The following is a 17,284-nucleotide window of genomic DNA, read 5'->3' as shown; positions in this document are numbered from 1 at the left end:
GTCGCTCTTCCCTGGCGGGTCGGACCGGACGTAGTCTGTGGATCGGATAGCCGGGAAGCCTGGTCGGCCCGGGGGTAACAGTGGGAGAGTTCCCGCGGAACGCCGTGGCAGCCTCGGTCGTCGTCGCTGGACCGAGGGAGCGGGCCCCACATGACATCAGCAGCAGATCCGGTCATTGACGTCACATGTCTCGCGAAGACCTTCGGCAGGACCCGTGCCTTGGGAGGCCTTGATCTGCGCGTGACTTCGGGCGAGGTCCATGGATTCCTTGGTCCCAACGGGGCCGGCAAATCGACAACCTTGCGGGTGCTCCTCGGTCTCATCCGCCCGACCTCAGGAACTGCGCGCGTGTTCGGGCTGGATCCTTGGCGGGATCCGGTCCGCGTCCACAAGGACATCGCTTACGTTCCCGGGGACGTGAGCTTATGGCCGAACCTGTCCGGTGGGGAGGTCATTGACCTGCTCACCGGATTGCGCGGCGGCCCCGAGGAGCGGCTGCGCCGGGAACTGATCGATGAGTTTGAGTTTGATCCCCGGCGCAAGGCCCGGACGTATTCGAAAGGCAACCGGCAGAAGGTTGCACTCATCGCTGCGTTCGCTCGCCCGGCCCGGCTCTACCTGCTCGATGAGCCCAGTGCCGGCTTGGACCCGGTGATGGACTCGGTGTTCCGTCGGCAGGTCCGGCGCGTCAGCGCTGACGGTGCGACTGTACTGCTCTCCAGCCACATCCTCAGCGAAGTCGAGCAACTGTGCGGCAGGGTGACCATCATTCGTTCCGGCCGGGCCGTGGAATCGGGGACCCTGGCGGAGCTGAGGCATCTCAAACTAACCCATTTCCGCATCGAGGGGTCTGATGCCGGGCTGTTGAGGTCCCTGCCCTGGGCGCAGGGCGTCCTGACCGACGGTGACGTTGTCGAGTTTGACGTGGACGCAGCCGACCTCGCACCTGTGTTGGAAGCGGTTACGGCGGCAGGGATCAGCGGTCTGCAAGTCTCCCCGCCATCGCTGGAATCCCTGTTCCTGAGCCATTACGGTGACTCCACCGGCCAGGTTCTCTGATGTCCGGCATCATGCGCCTGGTGTTGGTCCAGGCACAGCGGGACCGAATTATTCTGCCCGTCTGGATCCTAGGCATCGCCTTTCTGGGATTCGCCGTGGCAGGTGCGGTGGCCACGGAATTCGCGGACGAGGCCGACAGGGCGGCGATCATCGGTGTGGCGGCGGTGAACCCGGCGTTCCTGTTCCTCCGCGGCCTGCCCGACGGGACCGGTATCGGAGCAATGGTGTTCTTTCAGGGCTATGCCTTCACCGCCGTGCTCGCAGGACTGATGAGCACGTTCTTGGTCATCCGACATACCCGTTCCGATGAAGAGCTGGGACGCGCGGAGCTCATCGGCTCCGTGCCGATCCCGCGGGCCGCGTCACTGACAGCAACCCTGACGGTGGGGGCAGCCGCGAATCTGGTGCTGGCTGTCTGCGTGGCCGCCGGTTTCGCCGCCGCCGGGCTGCCCGGACCGGGGGCAGTCACGGCCGGGGCGGCCGTCGGCGCTGTCGGGGCTTTTTTCGTGGCCGTCTCTGCGGTCATCGCACAGGTCATGCCCTCGGGGCGGGCCGCCAACGGAGCGGCCGCGGGGCTGGTCGGTGCAGCATATTTCCTTCGCGGTATCGGCGATGCGTTCGGTACCCCGAGCGCCGATCTGACCCAGGTCACCAGCGGTTGGGTTTCGCTGCTCTCGCCCATCGGGTGGGGCCAGCGCTCCCGGCCCTTCTCGGCCGCCGATCCCGCGCCGCTGCTGGTCTTGCTGGCGGCGGCCGGCGCCCTTGCCGTTACCGCACTAGTGGTTAGAAGCGGGAGAGATCTGGGCGCCAGTCTGCTGACTGAACGTGTCGGCAGAGCGCGTGCCGGTGCCGGGGGTAGCTCGTTCCTTGGTTTGGCTTGGCGCCAACAGCGGCCCACCCTGATCGGCTGGTGCGTCTTCGCAGCCCTGCTGGGTGGGATCGCAGGGGGGCTCGGGCCGGTGGTCGGTGACGTGATTGGCGGCAACGAATCGCTCCGGGAGCTGATCCTCCGGCTCGTCCCTGGCAGCCGGGCGGAGATCATCGATGTGTTCACGGCTGCCCTGCTGGGCATCGCCGGTGTCCTGGCCGCGGCCGCCGGTATCCAAGCTGTGCTGCGGTTGCGCGCAGAGGAAGCGGAGGGCCGGGCCGAGCTTCTGCTGGCCACGCCCCGCTCCCGGGCACGGTGGCTTGGCGCGAACCTGGTACTTGCTACCGCCTCGGTGGTGATCGTGACCGTCGTCGCCGGGACCGCAGCGACCATCGGCCTCACCCTGTCCGGCGTGGTGAACGGCCCCCCGGGCCTGCTCGTGGCTGCTGCCTTGTCCCACGCCCCGGCCGCGGCCGTGTTCATCGCCGCAACGGCGTTTCTCTTCGCAGCGGCGCCCAGGTTAAGTATTCCGGTGGGCTGGGGCATGTTGGCCGGTGGCCTGGTCCTAGGGCAGTTCGGTGAACTGCTGCGCCTGCCTGCCTGGCTGCAGGATGTGAGCCCGTTCCGACACTCCGCGGCGATGCCGGTCGAGCCGTTTGACCCAGCAGCTGCCCTGATCATGTCTGGTATTGCCCTCGCCTGGGCAGGGGTCGCTGCCTATCTGCTCCGGCGCCGCGACCTCACCGCGTGACGCCGACCGCTCGGATAAGTGGTGCCCGCTGTATGCGCGGAGTAGCGGTGGAGCACGCTGCCCGGGCGCGCTACATCTTGGCGTAGCGTGCCCGGGCGCCCATGTACAGGCCGTAACAAATCAGGCCAACGGCGACGAGGGCGAGGGCGGCCGGGCCGAAGGCCTGGTCGCGCAGCGCCTTGAGCGCCCCGTCCAGCCCCTTGACCTCCTGCGGGTCGTGCTGCACCGCGGCCACCGCCAGCAGCAGCCCCAACACGAACAGTGCCAGCCCCTTGCCCACATAGCCCACGACGCCGAGCCACGTCACGGCGGTGCCGGTGCTGCCGCGGGGGAGCCTTTTGAGGTCGCTCAGGAACTTCTTCTTCAGGCCCTTGAACACGTAGTAGACGCCGGCGCCCATGATGACAGCGCCAATCAGGAACAGGACAACGACACCGCCGGGCCATTGCATCAGCCGGGTGCTGGCGTCCTGGGAGCTCTGGCTGCTGTCGGCGCCGGAGCCCAGCGCGAAGCTGCCGAACGACACCGCCACCACCGTGTAAGCGATGGCCAGTCCCACGCACTTGGCCCGGTAGCCCCATTTCTTCTTAGCCTGGCGGCCGCGTCCGCCGAACACCGCTTCGCTAATCTGCCACAAGGCCAAGGCCGCGGCGGCAAGCATGCCCGCCCAGAGCAGGAACATTCCGCCCGGGCGCTGTGCCAGGCTTGAGGCGGCCCCGGTCTGGTCCGCCTCGCCACCTCCGCCGAAGGCGAGCCGGAGCGCGATTGCTCCAATCAGCACGTGCAGCAGGCCGCTGGCCACGTATCCGAACCGCGCTACCCGCTCGAAAACCTTGGAATTGGCAGCGTCCTCGGTCTTGTCCTTCGCCCTGCCGGCCGCCCGCTTCGCTTCCCTGCCGGTGTCTGCCATGGGTCTCCTCTCTAAAGCCGTGGCCCATTCCGAAACCCGCCGGCGGCACGGAAGCCCCGCCGTCGTTCCCCGTGAAACAACTGTGAAACCATCCTGCCACCGAAGTTGCCGCCGCGCACCGGGGGGACTCGGGCGGGCGCGGGGCACGGGCGCGGGCGTACACCTGGTTCTCCCCGAACGGTGACGCGGACGGGTGCGGGACGGGCAGGCACCTGGGTCTCCCCGGCGGGCGCGGGGTACGGGGTGCGGGCGTACACCTGGTTCTTCCCCGGACGGTGGCCCGAGCGGGGCGCCACCGCGGTTCCCGCAGAACCGTGACCCGCGCGGGCGGGGAGCAGTAGGCTCGTGCCTATGGACGCAACCGCGCTGCGCGCATTCTGCCTGTCCCTGCCCGGGGCGTTCGAGGATTTCCCGTTTGGCCCGGAGGCGTCGGTGTTCAAGGTCCGGGCGGCGGGACGGGCCGGCAAGATGTTCGCGCTCTCGGACCTGCAGGCGCCACAGCTGAGCATCAGCCTCAAGTGTGAACCGGTGCTGGCGCAGCAGCTGCGCGCGGCGCATCCGGAGATCACGGGTGCCTATCACATGAACAAAACGCACTGGAACGGCGTGCGCTGCGACGGCGGGTTGCCCGACGACATGCTGCGCGACATGATCGAGGACTCCTACGATCTGGTGGTGGCATCCCTGCCGCGCCGCGACCGCGAGATGCTGGGCTGGATGGGCCTGGCCAGGGGCGAAGATGCGCGGCAGGGCTGAAGGATGAAGTCCAAGGACCTGGGCAGCGCCCCGCTGACGTACGACGGCGTGGGGCTGAGTCGGGAACGCACCTCGCCGCCGGGATACCGTGTCGTCGACCATCGGGTCGGTGTCGGTGTGGGGGAAGATGCTTTTCACCGGCTCGCCGAAGGGCTGGTGGGGTGGGAAGTGCATCGGCTGGCCGGGCTGCGGGTCGATGCCACGGAGCCGGTGGCCGCCGAAGGCGTGGAGGTGGTGTGCGGGTTCGGAGTCGGTCCGCTGCGGCTCGCCATCCCGTGCCGCGTGGTGTGGACGGAACGGACGCCAACGCGGACGGGCTTTGGCTACGGCACGCTGCCAGGGCATCCGGAGTCGGGGGAAGAAGGCTTCGCTGCTGTGCTGGAGGGGAACGGGCGGGTGGTCTTCGAGGTGTTCGCGTTCAGCCGGCATTCCAACTGGTTCTACCGGACAGGCGCGCCGGTGGCGGAAGCCGCCCAGCGGCTGGTCACGCGGCGCTATATTGCAGCAGCCAAGGCGCTCGCCGGCGGACAGGCCGGGCAGCGCCGCTAACTGACTGGCCGTCGACAGGCACCGGCGGGCTGGCGGACGGGCCGGGCAGCGACGCCAACTGACGCTGGGCCAATCCTGCCTGGCCGCACCTGACCTGACGGACCGCGCGGTGCATGGCAGGATGAAAAGACATCCCAAAGAAGAAAGGCTGATGCCGCGTGATTTTCATTGTGGTCAAGTTCAAGGTCAAGGACGAGTACGCCGACAGCTTCCCCGAACTCGTGCGCGAGTTCACCGAGGCAACGCGTGCCGAGCCGGGCAACCTGTGGTTCGACTGGTCACGCAGCGTGGACGACGCCAACACCTACGTGCTGGTGGAGGCCTTCCGGGACGACGCGGCCGAAGCACACGTGAAGAGCGACCACTTCAAGAAGGCCATGCAGGAGCAGCCGCAGTACCTGCAGGAGACGCCGCGGATCATCAGCCGGCAGGTCGAGGGCGAAGACTGGGACCTGATGGGTGAAATGACCGTCGCGTAGCGGTCCCCGGCGGCCGGAGGGGCTGGCAAGCGGCCGGTTCTTCGCCACAATAGGGCGCATGGAACAGTTCACGCCCCGCACAGCCATCGTCACCGGTTCCGACTCCGGCATCGGCCGGGCCACCGCCGTCGCCTTGGCCCGTGCCGGCATGGATGTCGGGATCACCTGGCATTCGGACCGGGACGGAGCCGAGGACACGGCGAAGGAGGTCCGCGCGCTCGGCCGCAGCGCCGCCGTCGCCCGCTTGGACACCACGGACCTGCCCGGCTGCGGGGACGTGGTCGATTCGCTCGCGGAGCAACTCGGCGGGCTGGACGTGTTCGTCAACAACTCGGGCACGGGCGCCTCGGAGCCGTTCCTGGAGCTGGACTACGAGACGTGGCGGAGAGTGGTTGCCACCGACTTGGACGGCGCGTTTGTCTGCATGCAGCGGGCAGCCCGGCGCATGGCGGAGGCCGGCCGCGGGGGCCGGATCATCGCCGTGACCAGCGTGCACGAGCACCAGCCGATGATCGGGGCCGCCCCCTACGACGCCGCCAAGCATGGCCTCGGCGGGCTGGTGAAGAACATGGCGCTGGAGCTCGGCCGGCACGGCATCACGGTCAACTCCGTCGCGCCGGGGGAGATCGCCACCGCCATGACCGGCAACGAGGACGAAGACCCGCACCGCATCGACCGCCCCGGCATCCCGCTGGCCCGCCCCGGCGACGCCCGCGAGGTCGCCGCCGTGATCGCCTTCCTGGCGTCCGCGGAAGCCGGCTACGTCACCGGGGCGTCGTGGGTGGTGGACGGAGGCATGCTGCAGATGGGGCCGCAGGCCGGGGCGGCCGTGACCGGCCACGACTGGCGCAAGGTGTAGCAGTAGCAGTACAACGGCCCGGACCGCTTCCGTCGTTAATTAGTTGGCGTAGTTGGCGGCGATCCGCTCCGTGGAGCCGCGCACAATCAGCGAGGCCTCCAAGGTGAGCTGGGGCTGCTCGAGGTCGCGGCCTTCGATCAGGCCGCGCAGCTGTTCGCCGGCCTTGAGGCCCAGGCGGGCGGCGGGAAGGTGGACGCTGGTGAGGCCGGGGTTGCTGGTGGCGGAGTAGGGCAGGTCGTCGAAGCCGGCGACGGCGAGTTGGTCCGGGATCCGCACGCCGGCAACGCGCGCTTGCTGCAGCACGCCGTACGCGTGGGTATCGGTGGCGCAGACGACGGCGGTGACACCGGACTGCCGCCACTGGGGCCAGGCGGCTGCAAACGCCTCGGTCGACGCGCCGACGTCGATCGTGCTGCTGATCAGGTGGGCCGGGTCCACGGTCATCCCGCGCGCGGCCGCCTCCGCCAGGAAGGCCGTCCGGCGAATGGTGAAGGTGGCTGTGCCGGTCACGCTGTCCAGGTACGCCACCCGCTGGTGGCCGGAGGCGGCCAGATGCGCCGCGAGTTCGCGGGCGCCGTGGGCCACGTCGAGGTTGACGGACGGCGCATAAGCCTCCAGCCCGGGCGCGTCGAGCAGCACCAGGGGGCCCGTGGCGGAGAGGTCCTCGAGGAACGCGGCATCGGGGGCATCCACCAACAGGCCTGCCGGGCGCAGGGCGAGGATCCGGCGGATGTCATCCGCGCGGGGGAATTCACCGGCTTCGGTGACGGAGAGCAGCAGCTGGAAGTCCGCGCCGAGGGATTCCCGGACGCCGGCAACGACCTTGGCGAAGAACGGGTTGGAAATGTCCGGCGCCACCAGAACCACAATGGAGCTGACCCCCTTGGCCAGCGAACTGCCCACGCTGTCCACCACGTATCCGAGTTCGGCGATGGCCTGGCTGACCCGGGAGATGTTGTCCGCGGAAACCCGTCCGCGCGTCTTGCCGTTGGCCACCAGGGAAACCGTCGCAGTGGAGACCCCGGCGCGTGCCGCCACCATCGCCGCGGTCACCCGCCCACCGACGCGCGGCGGGTGCTGAACGGGAGGGCGGGCGGAATCCATGAGCCCATGATAAGCACGGTCAAGCAAGACAAGGCATCAAGCGCTTGACGCATGTTTACGTCAAGCGTTTGACGTGAACCGGAAAGGGGTGTCACACTTCCTGAGACTGAATCCCCGCTGCGGCGGACCCCGATGACGTGGAGAGAAAAACATGGACGCCACTTCCGCGACGCCCGGACCGAAAAAGATCATCTTGGACTGCGATCCGGGGCACGACGACGCCGTGGCGCTGCTCCTGGCCCACGGCAACCCGGAGATCGAACTGCTCGCCGTGACCACCGTTGTCGGCAACCAGACCTTGGCGAAGGTCACCAAGAACGCTCTGGCCGTGGGAACCATCGCCGGCATCACCGGTGTCCCGTTCGCCGCCGGCTGCGACCGCCCGCTGGTGCGCACCATCGAAACGGCGCCGGACATCCACGGCGAGTCCGGCATGGACGGCCCCGCGCAGCCGGAGTCCAGCATTGAACTGGACCCGCGCCACGCCGTTGATCTCATCATCGACACGATCATGGGGCACGAACCCGGCACCGTAACCCTGGTCCCGACCGGCGGCCTGACCAACATCGCGATGGCCGCCCGCAAGGAGCCGCGCATCGTCGAGCGGGTCAAGGAAGTCGTGCTGATGGGCGGCGGCTACCACGTGGGCAACTGGTCCGCCGTGGCCGAGTTCAACATCATGATCGACCCCGAGGCCGCCCACATCGTCTTCAACGAGAAGTGGCCGGTGGTCATGGTGGGACTGGACCTCACACACCAGGCGCTGGCCACCCCCGACGTCGTCGAGCAGATCGAAGCGGTCGGCACCGGTCCGGCCCGCTTTGTCCGCGAACTGATGGACTTTTTCGCCCAAACCTACAAGGACGCGCAGGGCTTCGACCATCCGCCGGTCCACGATCCGTGCGCCGTCGCCTACGTCATCGACCCCACGGTGATGACCACCCGCAAGGTCCCGGTCGACATCGAACTGCAGGGCAAGCTGACCCTCGGCATGACCGTCGCTGACTTCCGCGCCCCCGCACCGGACGACTGCCACACCTCCGTGGCCGTGGACCTTGACCGCACCAAGTTCTGGAACCTGGTGACCGACGCGCTGGTCCGGATCGGCGAGGTAGAGATTGGAACCGCCGCCACCACAACAACGACGGCGTCACCCGCCTCCGCGGCGCCCCAGAACTCCGGGATGGCAGCGAAATGAGCGCCGTTCTCCACGAAGCCAAGGCAACCCGCCGCGGCACCACCGCCTTGATGGTTGCCCTGCTGACGGCCTGCGTGGCCTTCCAGCTCAATGCCTCCATGCTCAGCCCCGCCCTGGTCACCATGGGGGAGGAACTGCAGACAGACCAGGCCTCGATCGGCCTGTCCCAGACGTGGTTCTTCACCACAGCCGCGCTGTTCTCCCTGTTCCTGCCCCGGCTGAGCGATATTGTCGGCCGCAAGCGGATCCTCGTCGGGATGATGCTGCTGACGGCCGCTGGCTCCGTGATCGCAGCGCTGGCCCCGGACGTTACGTGGCTCTTCGTGGGCCGGATCATCCAGGGCGCCAGCGGCCCCACCGTGCCGCTGTGCCTCATCATGCTGCGCACCGCCGTGCCCAACCCGCGCACCTACGGCACCCTGATGGGCGTCATCCTCGCGGTCAACGGCGGCGTAGCCGGCGTCGATGCCTTCCTCGGCGGCTACATGGCCGAGCACTACGGCTTCCGCAGCATCTTCTGGTTCATGGTGGTCCTCGCCGTGATCGCCGCGGTTCTCGTCGCCGTCCTGACGCCCGAGAGCAAACCGCAGGCCGGGACGCGGATGGACTGGACCGGCGTCGTCTTTATTGTTGTCGCGGTCGGTGCCCTGCTCACCGCGCTGAACGAGGCGGCCAAGCTGGTCGGCGGGTTCTCCAGTGAAACCCTGGTCCTCTCGCTGGTGTTGATCGCCGTGGCCGCCGCCGCGTTCGCCGCCTTCTGGGTCACCGAAAAGCGCGCGAAGCAGCCGATGGTCGAGATTGTCCATCTGCGCCAGCGCTCCACGTGGGCGCCGCTGCTGACCACGGTCCTGACCATGACCGGCATCTTCGCCGTCATCAACGGGATTGTCCCCGCCTACGTACAGGCAGCGGCACCCGGCTTCGGCCTCGGCCCCACCGAAACGGCGCTGCTCATCTTGACCCCCTACGCGCTGCTGGGCTGGGTCTTCGGCCCGATCAGCGGACGGCTCGCCCCGGTACTGGGCTACACCAATGTGCTGCGCATCGGCATGATCGGCAGCATTATCTCCCTGGTGATCATTGTGCTGTTCGGCCTGAACAGCCTGCCGGTGATGGTCGCCGCCACTGCGCTGCTCGGCATCATGTACGCCGGCACCGCGAACATTATGCTCAACGGGCTCGGCGTGGTGCTCTCGCCCCCGGGCAACCCCGGCTTCCTGCCGGGCATGAACGCCGGAGCCTTCAACCTCGGCGCCGGGCTGAGCTTCCTGGTGCTGCCGGCGGTGCTCGTGGGCACTTCGGCGCTGGGCGACCGCGCCTCTTACCTCACGGTGGTGGTGGTCGGCCTGGTCATCACGGTCGCGGCCTTCGCCGCCTCGCTGCTGATCCCCAAGCCCGTCGATGCCGAGGTGGAACAGTGAATCCGCAGGCCGGACGCATCGTCGTCGTTGGTTCCCTGAACGCGGACCTGACCATCTACACCGAGCGGCTGCCCAACCCCGGCGAAACCCTCCGCGGGGAAGGGTTCGCCGTGAACCCGGGCGGCAAGAGCGCCAACCAAGCCGTGGCCGCTGGCCGGCTCGGCGGCAACGTCGCCATGATCGGCGCGGTGGGCGAGGACTCCAATGGAGACATGCTGCTGGCCTCCGTTGCAGGGGCCGGCGTGGACGTTTCCCGTGTGCGCCGCGCCGCCGACGTCGAGACCGGCGTCGCCGTCATTACCGTTGACGCCGCGGGGGAGAACAGCATCGTCATTTCCCCTGGCGCCAACGGCACCGTAGTTCCGGATGACGTAGTCGCCGCCAGGGACGTTTTCGATGGCGCAGCCGTGGTTTGCCTCTGCCTCGAGGTCGGCCTGGACGCCGTGGAGGCGGCAGCAAGATCGGGGCACGACGCCGGATCAACAGTGCTGCTCAACCTCTCGCCTTACGCGCCCGTGCCGCAGAGCCTGGCCGAACTCACCGACGTCCTGCTGGTCAACGCGCACGAGGCTTCGCAGTTCCTCGGCGGCGCCGCAATGCCCGGCGCCGATGCCGCCGTTGCCGACTGGGAGCAGGTGGGCTTGAAGTTTGCGGCGCAGGGGATGGAGCGCGTCGTGGTCACCCTGGGCGCCGACGGCTCCATCGTGCTGGATGCGCAGGCCGAGGAGGGGCGCTGTTTCACCCGGATCGCCCCCACCAAGGTTGACGCCGTGGACACCACCGGCGCCGGCGACGCCTTCACCGGGTCCCTCGCGGCACGGCTTGCCGCAGGGGAGACCTTGGCCGAGGCGGCGGCGTTCTCTTCGGTCGCTGCCGCTCTGGCTGCCACGAAGAAGGGAACCCAGGCCGCGTATCCGCGATTGGCAGACGTGGAGAGTCTGCGGCTAGGCGCCTGACGTCACGGCGCTGGTTCGTAGCCGACGAGCCAGTGAAGCCCGTGACGATCGATCACCTGGCCATCGGAGGCACCCCACGGCTTCGGGGCAAGGGGATCGACCACCCGGCCGCCAACGGCGAGCTTGTCGAACCATTCGTGCAGCACCTCGGGCTCGGCGGTCCCGAGCAACGAGAGCATGACGCCCTCGAGCCGGACGCTCTTCTCGCCGGGGGCCGCATCCGATCCGGCCAGGGCGACCACGCCGTTGAGCATTCCGTGGGCTATGTGCCCCGGCGGTCCCTCGCTGTTGCCGAAGTCCTCATTGGTGTGCAGGGAAAGCTCTCCGCCGAAGACGTCCGCGTAGAAGCCCAGTGCTTCGCGGGCAGTGCCGGGGAAACTGACGTAGATCTGGGGTGCCGTCATACGCACAGCATACAGATACGGATTTCCGGCAGCGGCGCGGTGCCGGTCCCCGAGGGGGAAGACGAAGAGGGATGTTCCCTGCACAGCGGTGCGGGGAACATCCCTCTTTCGTTTGCCCTGAGGCAGGGCGGAACCTACGCGAAGTGCTTCGGCAGGGTGCCCTCGTGGGCTTCCTTCAGTTCGGCCAGCGGCACGGAGAATTCGCTCTGGAAGTCCAGCGCGTCGTTCTCGGTGTCCACCACGCCGATGCGCATGAACGGGAAGCCCCGCGCACCGCACATGTCCTTGAAGCGGACCTCTTCGCTGCGCGCAACGGACACGACGGCGCGTGCCTGGGACTCGCTGAACAGCAGCGTGAACAGGTCCACGCCGTCGCGCTCGCAGACCTCGCCCAGGCCGATCCGGGCGCCGACGCCGAAGCGCAGTGCCATCTCGGACAGGGCGGCGGCCAGGCCGCCTTCGGAGAGGTCGTGGGCGGCGTCGATCATGCCGTCCCGGGAGGCATTGATCAGCAGCTCGCCCAGCAGCTTCTCGGCGGCCAGGTCCAAGACCGGGGGCTTGCCGCCCAGGTGTCCGCGCAGGTTGGCCCACTCGGAGCCGTCCAGCTCGTCGCGGGTGGTGCCCAGCAGGTAAATCGCCTGGCCGTCCTCGCGCCAGCCGGACGGGGTGCGGCGGCCGACGTCGTCGAGCTTGCCGAGCATCGCCACGACGGGAGTCGGGTGGATCGGGGTGTTGCCGGTCTGGTTGTACAGCGAGACGTTGCCGCCGGTGACTGGGACGCCCAGTTCCATGCAGCCGTCGGAGAGGCCGCGGATCGCTTCGGCCAGCTGCCACATGACGTCCGGGTCTTCCGGGGAGCCGAAGTTTAGGCAGTCGGACACGGCCATCGGCACGGCACCCACGGTTGCGACGTTCCGGTAGGCCTCGGCCAGGGCCAGTTGCGCCCCCTGGTAGGGATCCAGGTAGGTGTAGCGGCCGTTGGCGTCGGTGGCCAGGGCAACGCCGAGACCGGTTTCCTCGTCCACCCGGACCACTCCGGCGTCGTCGGGCATGGCCAGTGCGGTATTGCCGCCCACGTAGCGGTCGTACTGGTTGGTCACCCAGTCCTTTGAGCACATGTTCGGGGACGCCATCAGTTCCAGCACGGCTGCCTTGAGGTCCTCGGCGCTGGCCGGGGGGTTGGCGCCGGCCGCGGAGGCGCGGAAGCTGTCGGCCTGGACCCTGTCCTGCCATTCCGGACGGGCGTAGGGGCGGTTGTAGACCGGGCCGTCGTGGGCGACGGTGCGCGGATCGACGTCGACGATGGTCTCGCCGTCCCATTTGATCACCAGGCGGCCGGTGTCGGTGACCTCGCCCAGCCAGGAGTATTCCACGGCCCACTTGGCCATGACGGCCTCAAACGCCTCGACGTTTTCGGGGGAGACGACCGCCATCATGCGTTCCTGCGACTCGGACATCAGGATTTCGCCCGGCGTCAGGGTCGGATCGCGCAGCAGCACCGACGTCAGCTCAACGTCCATGCCGCCGTCGCCGTTGGAGGCCAGTTCCGAGGTGGCGCAGGAGATGCCGGCGGCCCCCAGGTCCTGGATGCCCTCGACCAGCGAGCCCTTGAACAGTTCCAGGCAGCACTCGATGAGCACCTTCTCTGCGAACGGGTCGCCGACCTGGACCGCGGGGCGCTTGGAGGGCTTGGTGTCGTCGAAGGATTCCGAGGACAGGATGGAGGCGCCGCCGATGCCGTCGCCGCCGGTGCGCGCGCCGAACAGCACCACCTTGTTGCCCTTGCCGGAGGCGTTGGCCAGCCGGATGTCCTCGTGGCGCATGACGCCCACGGCCAGGGCGTTCACCAGCGGGTTGCCCTGGTAGACGGAGTCGAAGACGACCTCGCCGCCGATATTCGGCAGGCCCAGGGAGTTGCCGTAGCCGCCGATGCCGGCGACCGCACCGTGGACCACGCGGGCGGTGTCCGGGTGGTCGATCGCGCCGAAGCGAAGCGGGTCCATCACGGCCACCGGACGCGCGCCCATGGAAATGATGTCGCGCACGATGCCGCCGATGCCGGTCGCGGCGCCCTGGTACGGCTCCACCATGGTCGGCGAGTTGTGCGACTCGATCTTGAAGGTCACGGCCCAGCCGTCACCCAGGTCCGTCACGCCGGCGTTCTCGCCGATGCCCACCAGCATGTGCTTCTTCATGTCCTCGGTGACCTTGTCGCCAAACTGGCGCAAGTGGACCTTGGAAGACTTATAGGAGCAGTGCTCGGACCACATCACCGAATACATGGCCAGCTCGGCGGCGGTCGGGCGGCGGCCCAGCACCTTGACGACCTCGTCGAACTCGTTGCGCTTCAACCCCAGCTCTGCCCAGGGCAATTCCGTGTCCGGGGTCTGCGCGGCATGCTCCACGGTGTCGATGTTGAACTGGCGTCCCTCGACGCGTTCGACGGCGTCGGCCGCCCCGCCGTAGCTCTGCACGTGCTCATTGCGTGCCTCGGCCTCGGTTTCCAGCCGGGTATCCACTGATGCGCTGGTCGAATTGGTCTCGGTCATTTACTTGGCACCTGCCACAATCTTCGTCAATACGGAGGTGAAAATTCCCAGGCCGTCGGTGCCGCCGCGCAGCGCGACGTCGCCGAAGGCGGAGGAGTCCGGGCCGAAGCCGGCTTCCACGGCGTGCTCGGGGTGCGGCATCAGGCCCACCACATTGCCTGCGGCGTTGCTGATGCCGGCGATGTCGCGGCGCGACCCGTTCGGGTTCCCGTCCGCATAGCGGAACACCACGCGGTTTTCAGCTTCCAGCTCGTCGAGGGTCTTCTCGTCCGCGACGTACTGGCCGTCCTGGTTCTTCAGCGGCACCACAATCTCCGCGCCGGCTTCGTACTGGCTGGTCCAGGCGGTGGTGTTGTTCTCCACGCGCAGCCTTTGGTCGCGGCAGAGGAAGTGCAGATGGTTGTTCTTGATCATCGAGCCGGGCAGCAGGTGTGCCTCGGTCAGCACCTGGAAGCCGTTGCAGATGCCCAGCACCGGCAGCGGATCGTGCTGCGCGTTGGCGGCATCGGCGATCTGCTCCATCAGCGGGGCAAAGCGGGAGATCGCGCCCGCGCGCAGGTAGTCGCCGTAGGAGAAGCCGCCGGGGATGATCACGCCGTCCACGCCCTGCAGGTCGTGGTCGCCGTGCCACAGGCTGACCGGCGTGCCGCCGGCAATCCGGACGGCACGGGCCGCGTCGCGATCGTCCAGCGTGCCGGGGAAGGTGACGACGCCGATGCGCGCGCCTGAGAGGCCGGCGTCGGGGGCGGGCGAGAAATCGCCGATCAGGGGAGTCTCAGTCATTATTTGCCGGCCCCGATGGTCGCCTCGGTGATGACCTCCACCCGGGTAACGTCTTCGATCACGGGGTTGGAGAGCAGCGTGGCGGCAGCATGCCGGGCCTGTTCCAGGAGTTCCTCGGTCACCTCGCCGTCAACCGTCAGTTCGAAGCGCTTGCCCTGGCGGACTTCGCTGAAGCCGGTCAGGCCCAGGCGGTTCAGTGCGCCGGCAATGGCTTTGCCCTGCGGATCAAGGATTTCGGGCTTGGGCATGACATCAACAACGATCCGGGGCATCCGGCCACTCCTGTGCTTGGATTGTGCTCTTCAAACGAAGCGAGGCGCGCGGAACTCAGTGCAGTGTCAATCCAACAATTGGTGCCGTCTCACGCTGACCCAGCGCTCCGCGAGCTTGCAGCACCATTCTACCGGCATCACGGGGTGCTGATTTTACGGGACGACGACGGCGGATCCCGGCAAAACCGTGCCGTTGACGAGCGGGGCTCGTAGCATGGCTCTATGACTGAAAAGCCGCAGTCCATGCTGCTGCCCATCCTGGCCGCCGTCGTGCTGGGCGGTCTTGGGCGGATGGTCATCCAAAAGAAGCGCGAAGACCGGCGGACCGCCCGCGCCGCAAGCGAGGATCTTGGCCGCCGGGTGAGCGACATCATGCGCGACGGCCGACGCTGACCTGGTCGAGGCTGCGCTGGCCGACACCGCCCCCGTCGAACATCAATACGTCGAGCCGGGTTTGGGCGGGCAGCCGGGTGCCGCTGCCGGGCTCAGGCTTCGCCGGCGCGGCTGCCCAGCAGGGCGGCCATGGCGTTCCACTCGGAAATCTTGCACCCGTCGGTGAGGGAGAAATGCTTGTTCACCTCGCGGCCGTTGAAGGTGCCGGTGACGTGGGCCTGCTGCGGACCGCCGTATTGCTGGGTGCAGAGGCGGTTGGGATCGGGCAGTTCGAAGAAGACCTTGTCCCCGTGCTTGGCCAGCGCCGCGCACGCCGCCTCCGCGTCGCTGACCGTGGAACCTGCGGCGGGGCGGGAATCCCGGCAGACCAGCAGTTGCTCAAACCGGGCGGTGCTGTCCGCGGAGGTCAGCATGATGGATAGTTCTGCATCCACGGCTACTCCTTTCTGGTCGTCTGTCGGGGCGGGTTCCGACGGGCCGGGTTCCGACGGAGCCGGTTTCGAGGGTGCGGGTTCCGACGGAGCCGGTTCCGATGGGTCGGGTTCCGACGGGGCAGGCTTCGAAGTTGCGGGTTCCGAGGGGGAAGGGGTGTCGCCGTCGCCGGGGGACGCGGGAACCGCGATGCCGGGGGAAGGTTGCGGCTGGCCGTCCTGGGCGCAGGCCGCCAGCCAGGGCAGGAAGAGCAGGCAGGACAGGAGCACGGCCGCTTGACGGGGTGCCCGCCGAGGTCCCGGACGCTCCGCTTCAACCGTCATGATCAGTCCTCCGTTCGGATGGTTTCCGGAGCGGTGTGCCGCGCGCCGGCACGGTGCGACGACGAGTCCCCCTCCGTCCCGCGGTCCAGCCCGTCAAGCGCTTCCAGCGCGTCCAGAGCTTCCAGGAGCCGCAGGCGCAGCGCCTGGGCCTCGTCGGCAAACGCCCGCTGGGCCGCCACGTACTGCGCGCGGCCCTCGGTGGTCTCGATCCTGACCGGTTCGTAGCCCCAGCCCGACAGGTCGTAGGGCGAGGCCCGCATGTCCAGCTCGCGGATCCGCCAAGACAGCTCGAAGCAGTCCATCACCAGTTCGCTGGGCAGCGCCGGGGCCAGCTTGTACGCCCACTTGTACAGGTCCATGTTGGCGTGCAGGCAGCCGGGCTGTTCCATCTGCCGCTGGTTTTCACGGGTGGGCCGAAGCGTGTTCAGCGGTACGGCCTGCGGCGTGTAGAACCGGAAAGCATCGAAGTGCGAGCAGTTGATCCGGCTGCTGTCCACCACGTGGTCCGTTCCATCGGCGCCGAGCCGCAGGTCCAGGTAGTCGTGGCGGACGCCGTTGAGCCGTGACTTGTAGGCCATGGCCCACTCGTGCAGCCCGAAACAGCCGAACCGGGCCGGCCGCGACGCCGCACCGGCGAGGATTTCCCGCGAGAACGCCACCGCGGTTCCCCGCGCCGCAAGGAAAGCTTCCGCGTCGAAGGTGACGGCACCGGCGTCGTGCTCCACGCCCGCCGTGCGGCACTCCGCGGCGGTCAGCGCCCGGTAGAACTTCCACCCGTGGCGCTCGCCGGCGTCGGCGCCGGTCAGCACCACGCCCGCGCCGGGATGCCAGCGCACCAGCTGGCCCGGCTTGAGGCTGTAATAGGTGAAGAGAAAGTCTTCCACCGGGTGTTTCAGCCCGGCCGAACGGCGCTGCAGGTACGGCTGGGTGAAGCGCACGGCGCGCTCGCGGTGGGCCCGGGCGCGCGGCAGCCACTGCTCCGGTTCGAGCACCCGGAGCCGGTCGAGGAGAACCTGCGGCGCCATGGTTCCATTGTTCCAGCCGCCGGGGCAGATTGGCACCCGGCTTATAGCACCGCCGGCCTCGGCAGGGAAGTACCCGCAGGAGATTTCCGCCGCGGCGCAGAAAACTAGGGTGAAACGGTTCTTTCAGACCTCCCGGTGCGGTACTTTGATCCCACAGACGCACCAATGTGGCTGTTGTCACAGTTGGGGATGG

At 68.3% G+C, this 17,284-nt stretch carries 18 protein-coding genes; 10 read left to right on the top strand and 8 right to left on the bottom strand.

What is annotated here, in order from left to right; all coding sequences use genetic code 11:
* The first annotated feature begins 150 nt into the window (after positions 1-150).
* Together AC5RVS_RS01760 and AC5RVS_RS01755 are read left to right on the top strand one after the other, a co-directional pair.
* Positions 151-1,059 (top strand): ABC transporter ATP-binding protein, encoded by a 909-nt coding sequence (locus AC5RVS_RS01760; RefSeq protein WP_494106885.1) that lies wholly within the window; start codon positions 151-153, stop codon positions 1,057-1,059.
* A complete protein-coding gene (locus tag AC5RVS_RS01755) occupies positions 1,059-2,678 on the top strand; it encodes an ABC transporter permease (RefSeq protein WP_494106884.1) in 1,620 nt (539 codons plus the stop codon). The genes AC5RVS_RS01760 and AC5RVS_RS01755 overlap by 1 nt, the downstream gene beginning before the upstream one ends.
* A 70-nt stretch (positions 2,679-2,748) precedes the next feature.
* On the opposite strand, the gene AC5RVS_RS01750 is transcribed toward AC5RVS_RS01755, so the two are convergent.
* Entirely contained in the window at positions 2,749-3,588 is an 840-nt protein-coding gene (locus AC5RVS_RS01750; RefSeq protein WP_494106883.1) for a DUF1206 domain-containing protein, read from the bottom strand.
* Positions 3,589-3,939: 351 nt separating this feature from the next.
* On the opposite strand from AC5RVS_RS01750, the gene AC5RVS_RS01745 reads away from it, so the two are divergent.
* From AC5RVS_RS01745 to AC5RVS_RS01730, 4 genes are all read left to right on the top strand, one after another.
* A complete protein-coding gene (locus AC5RVS_RS01745) occupies positions 3,940-4,344 on the top strand; it encodes an MmcQ/YjbR family DNA-binding protein (RefSeq protein ID WP_494106882.1) in 405 nt (134 codons plus the stop codon).
* 3 nt (positions 4,345-4,347) lie between these two features.
* Entirely contained in the window at positions 4,348-4,893 is a 546-nt protein-coding gene (locus AC5RVS_RS01740; protein ID WP_494106881.1) for a DUF1990 domain-containing protein, read from the top strand.
* 158 nt (positions 4,894-5,051) lie between these two features.
* Positions 5,052-5,372, top strand: coding sequence for a putative quinol monooxygenase (locus AC5RVS_RS01735; protein ID WP_494106880.1), 321 nt, complete (start codon positions 5,052-5,054; stop codon positions 5,370-5,372).
* A gap of 58 nt (positions 5,373-5,430) precedes the next feature.
* Entirely contained in the window at positions 5,431-6,231 is an 801-nt protein-coding gene (locus AC5RVS_RS01730; protein ID WP_494106879.1) for an SDR family oxidoreductase, read from the top strand.
* 39 nt (positions 6,232-6,270) lie between these two features.
* Here the strand turns inward: AC5RVS_RS01730 and AC5RVS_RS01725 are convergent, their stop codons facing one another.
* Positions 6,271-7,272: a LacI family DNA-binding transcriptional regulator gene (locus AC5RVS_RS01725; RefSeq protein ID WP_494107296.1), complete on the bottom strand. Its 1,002-nt coding sequence runs from the start codon at positions 7,270-7,272 to the stop codon at positions 6,271-6,273.
* Between the two features lie 214 nt (positions 7,273-7,486).
* On the opposite strand from AC5RVS_RS01725, the gene uriH reads away from it, so the two are divergent.
* The 3 genes from uriH to AC5RVS_RS01710 are packed head-to-tail and all read left to right on the top strand — an operon-like array spanning position 7,487 to position 10,910.
* Positions 7,487-8,533, top strand: coding sequence for a uridine-preferring nucleoside hydrolase UriH (gene uriH, locus AC5RVS_RS01720; RefSeq protein WP_494106878.1), 1,047 nt, complete (start codon positions 7,487-7,489; stop codon positions 8,531-8,533).
* Positions 8,530-9,954, top strand: a complete 1,425-nt coding sequence (gene uriT, locus AC5RVS_RS01715; RefSeq protein ID WP_494106877.1) for a uridine transporter UriT — start codon at positions 8,530-8,532, stop codon at positions 9,952-9,954. The genes uriH and uriT overlap by 4 nt, the downstream gene beginning before the upstream one ends.
* Complete coding sequence (locus AC5RVS_RS01710) at positions 9,951-10,910, top strand: ribokinase (protein ID WP_494106876.1); 960 nt, start codon at positions 9,951-9,953, stop codon at positions 10,908-10,910. The genes uriT and AC5RVS_RS01710 overlap by 4 nt, the downstream gene beginning before the upstream one ends.
* Positions 10,911-10,912: 2 nt before the next feature.
* Here AC5RVS_RS01710 and AC5RVS_RS01705 read toward each other — a convergent pair whose 3' ends face one another.
* From AC5RVS_RS01705 to purS, 4 genes are all read right to left on the bottom strand, one after another.
* Positions 10,913-11,314, bottom strand: a complete 402-nt coding sequence (locus tag AC5RVS_RS01705; RefSeq protein ID WP_493988584.1) for a VOC family protein — start codon at positions 11,312-11,314, stop codon at positions 10,913-10,915.
* 134 nt (positions 11,315-11,448) lie between these two features.
* Positions 11,449-13,863: a phosphoribosylformylglycinamidine synthase subunit PurL gene (purL, locus tag AC5RVS_RS01700; protein WP_494106875.1), complete on the bottom strand. Its 2,415-nt coding sequence runs from the start codon at positions 13,861-13,863 to the stop codon at positions 11,449-11,451.
* Entirely contained in the window at positions 13,864-14,646 is a 783-nt protein-coding gene (gene purQ / locus AC5RVS_RS01695; RefSeq protein WP_493988586.1) for a phosphoribosylformylglycinamidine synthase subunit PurQ, read from the bottom strand. It lies immediately after the preceding gene.
* Complete coding sequence (purS, locus tag AC5RVS_RS01690; protein ID WP_494106874.1) at positions 14,646-14,918, bottom strand: phosphoribosylformylglycinamidine synthase subunit PurS; 273 nt, start codon at positions 14,916-14,918, stop codon at positions 14,646-14,648. Before purS ends, purQ begins: the two co-directional genes overlap by 1 nt.
* 222 nt (positions 14,919-15,140) lie before the next feature.
* Between purS and AC5RVS_RS01685 the strand changes: the two genes are divergently transcribed.
* Complete coding sequence (locus AC5RVS_RS01685; protein WP_493988588.1) at positions 15,141-15,311, top strand: hypothetical protein; 171 nt, start codon at positions 15,141-15,143, stop codon at positions 15,309-15,311.
* 92 nt (positions 15,312-15,403) lie between these two features.
* Here the strand turns inward: AC5RVS_RS01685 and AC5RVS_RS01680 are convergent, their stop codons facing one another.
* Both AC5RVS_RS01680 and AC5RVS_RS01675 read right to left on the bottom strand, forming a co-directional pair.
* On the bottom strand, positions 15,404-15,745 hold the full coding sequence (locus tag AC5RVS_RS01680; RefSeq protein WP_493988589.1) for an SSI family serine proteinase inhibitor: 342 nt from the start codon (positions 15,743-15,745) through the stop codon (positions 15,404-15,406).
* Positions 15,746-16,068: 323 nt separating this feature from the next.
* Positions 16,069-17,091, bottom strand: a complete 1,023-nt coding sequence (locus AC5RVS_RS01675; RefSeq protein WP_494106873.1) for a 3-methyladenine DNA glycosylase — start codon at positions 17,089-17,091, stop codon at positions 16,069-16,071.
* Positions 17,092-17,284 lie beyond the last annotated feature (193 nt).

The organism is Arthrobacter sp. Y3221048 (genome assembly GCF_059092685.1).
Note: the sequence above shows the minus strand (reverse complement) of the source record. Positions and strands in the feature narration are given on the sequence as shown.

Coding starts and splice junctions, on each gene's coding strand:
- AC5RVS_RS01760 (WP_494106885.1), top strand. CDS start 151: ATGACATCAGCAGCAGATCCGGTCATTGACGTCACATGTCTCGCGAAG.
- AC5RVS_RS01755 (WP_494106884.1), top strand. CDS start 1,059: ATGTCCGGCATCATGCGCCTGGTGTTGGTCCAGGCACAGCGGGACCGA.
- AC5RVS_RS01750 (WP_494106883.1), bottom strand. CDS start 3,588: ATGGCAGACACCGGCAGGGAAGCGAAGCGGGCGGCCGGCAGGGCGAAG.
- AC5RVS_RS01745 (WP_494106882.1), top strand. CDS start 3,940: ATGGACGCAACCGCGCTGCGCGCATTCTGCCTGTCCCTGCCCGGGGCG.
- AC5RVS_RS01740 (WP_494106881.1), top strand. CDS start 4,348: ATGAAGTCCAAGGACCTGGGCAGCGCCCCGCTGACGTACGACGGCGTG.
- AC5RVS_RS01730 (WP_494106879.1), top strand. CDS start 5,431: ATGGAACAGTTCACGCCCCGCACAGCCATCGTCACCGGTTCCGACTCC.
- AC5RVS_RS01725 (WP_494107296.1), bottom strand. CDS start 7,272: ATGGTGGCGGCACGCGCCGGGGTCTCCACTGCGACGGTTTCCCTGGTG.
- uriH (WP_494106878.1), top strand. CDS start 7,487: ATGGACGCCACTTCCGCGACGCCCGGACCGAAAAAGATCATCTTGGAC.
- uriT (WP_494106877.1), top strand. CDS start 8,530: ATGAGCGCCGTTCTCCACGAAGCCAAGGCAACCCGCCGCGGCACCACC.
- AC5RVS_RS01705 (WP_493988584.1), bottom strand. CDS start 11,314: ATGACGGCACCCCAGATCTACGTCAGTTTCCCCGGCACTGCCCGCGAA.
- purL (WP_494106875.1), bottom strand. CDS start 13,863: ATGACCGAGACCAATTCGACCAGCGCATCAGTGGATACCCGGCTGGAA.
- purQ (WP_493988586.1), bottom strand. CDS start 14,646: ATGACTGAGACTCCCCTGATCGGCGATTTCTCGCCCGCCCCCGACGCC.
- purS (WP_494106874.1), bottom strand. CDS start 14,918: ATGCCCCGGATCGTTGTTGATGTCATGCCCAAGCCCGAAATCCTTGAT.
- AC5RVS_RS01685 (WP_493988588.1), top strand. CDS start 15,141: ATGACTGAAAAGCCGCAGTCCATGCTGCTGCCCATCCTGGCCGCCGTC.
- AC5RVS_RS01675 (WP_494106873.1), bottom strand. CDS start 17,091: ATGGCGCCGCAGGTTCTCCTCGACCGGCTCCGGGTGCTCGAACCGGAG.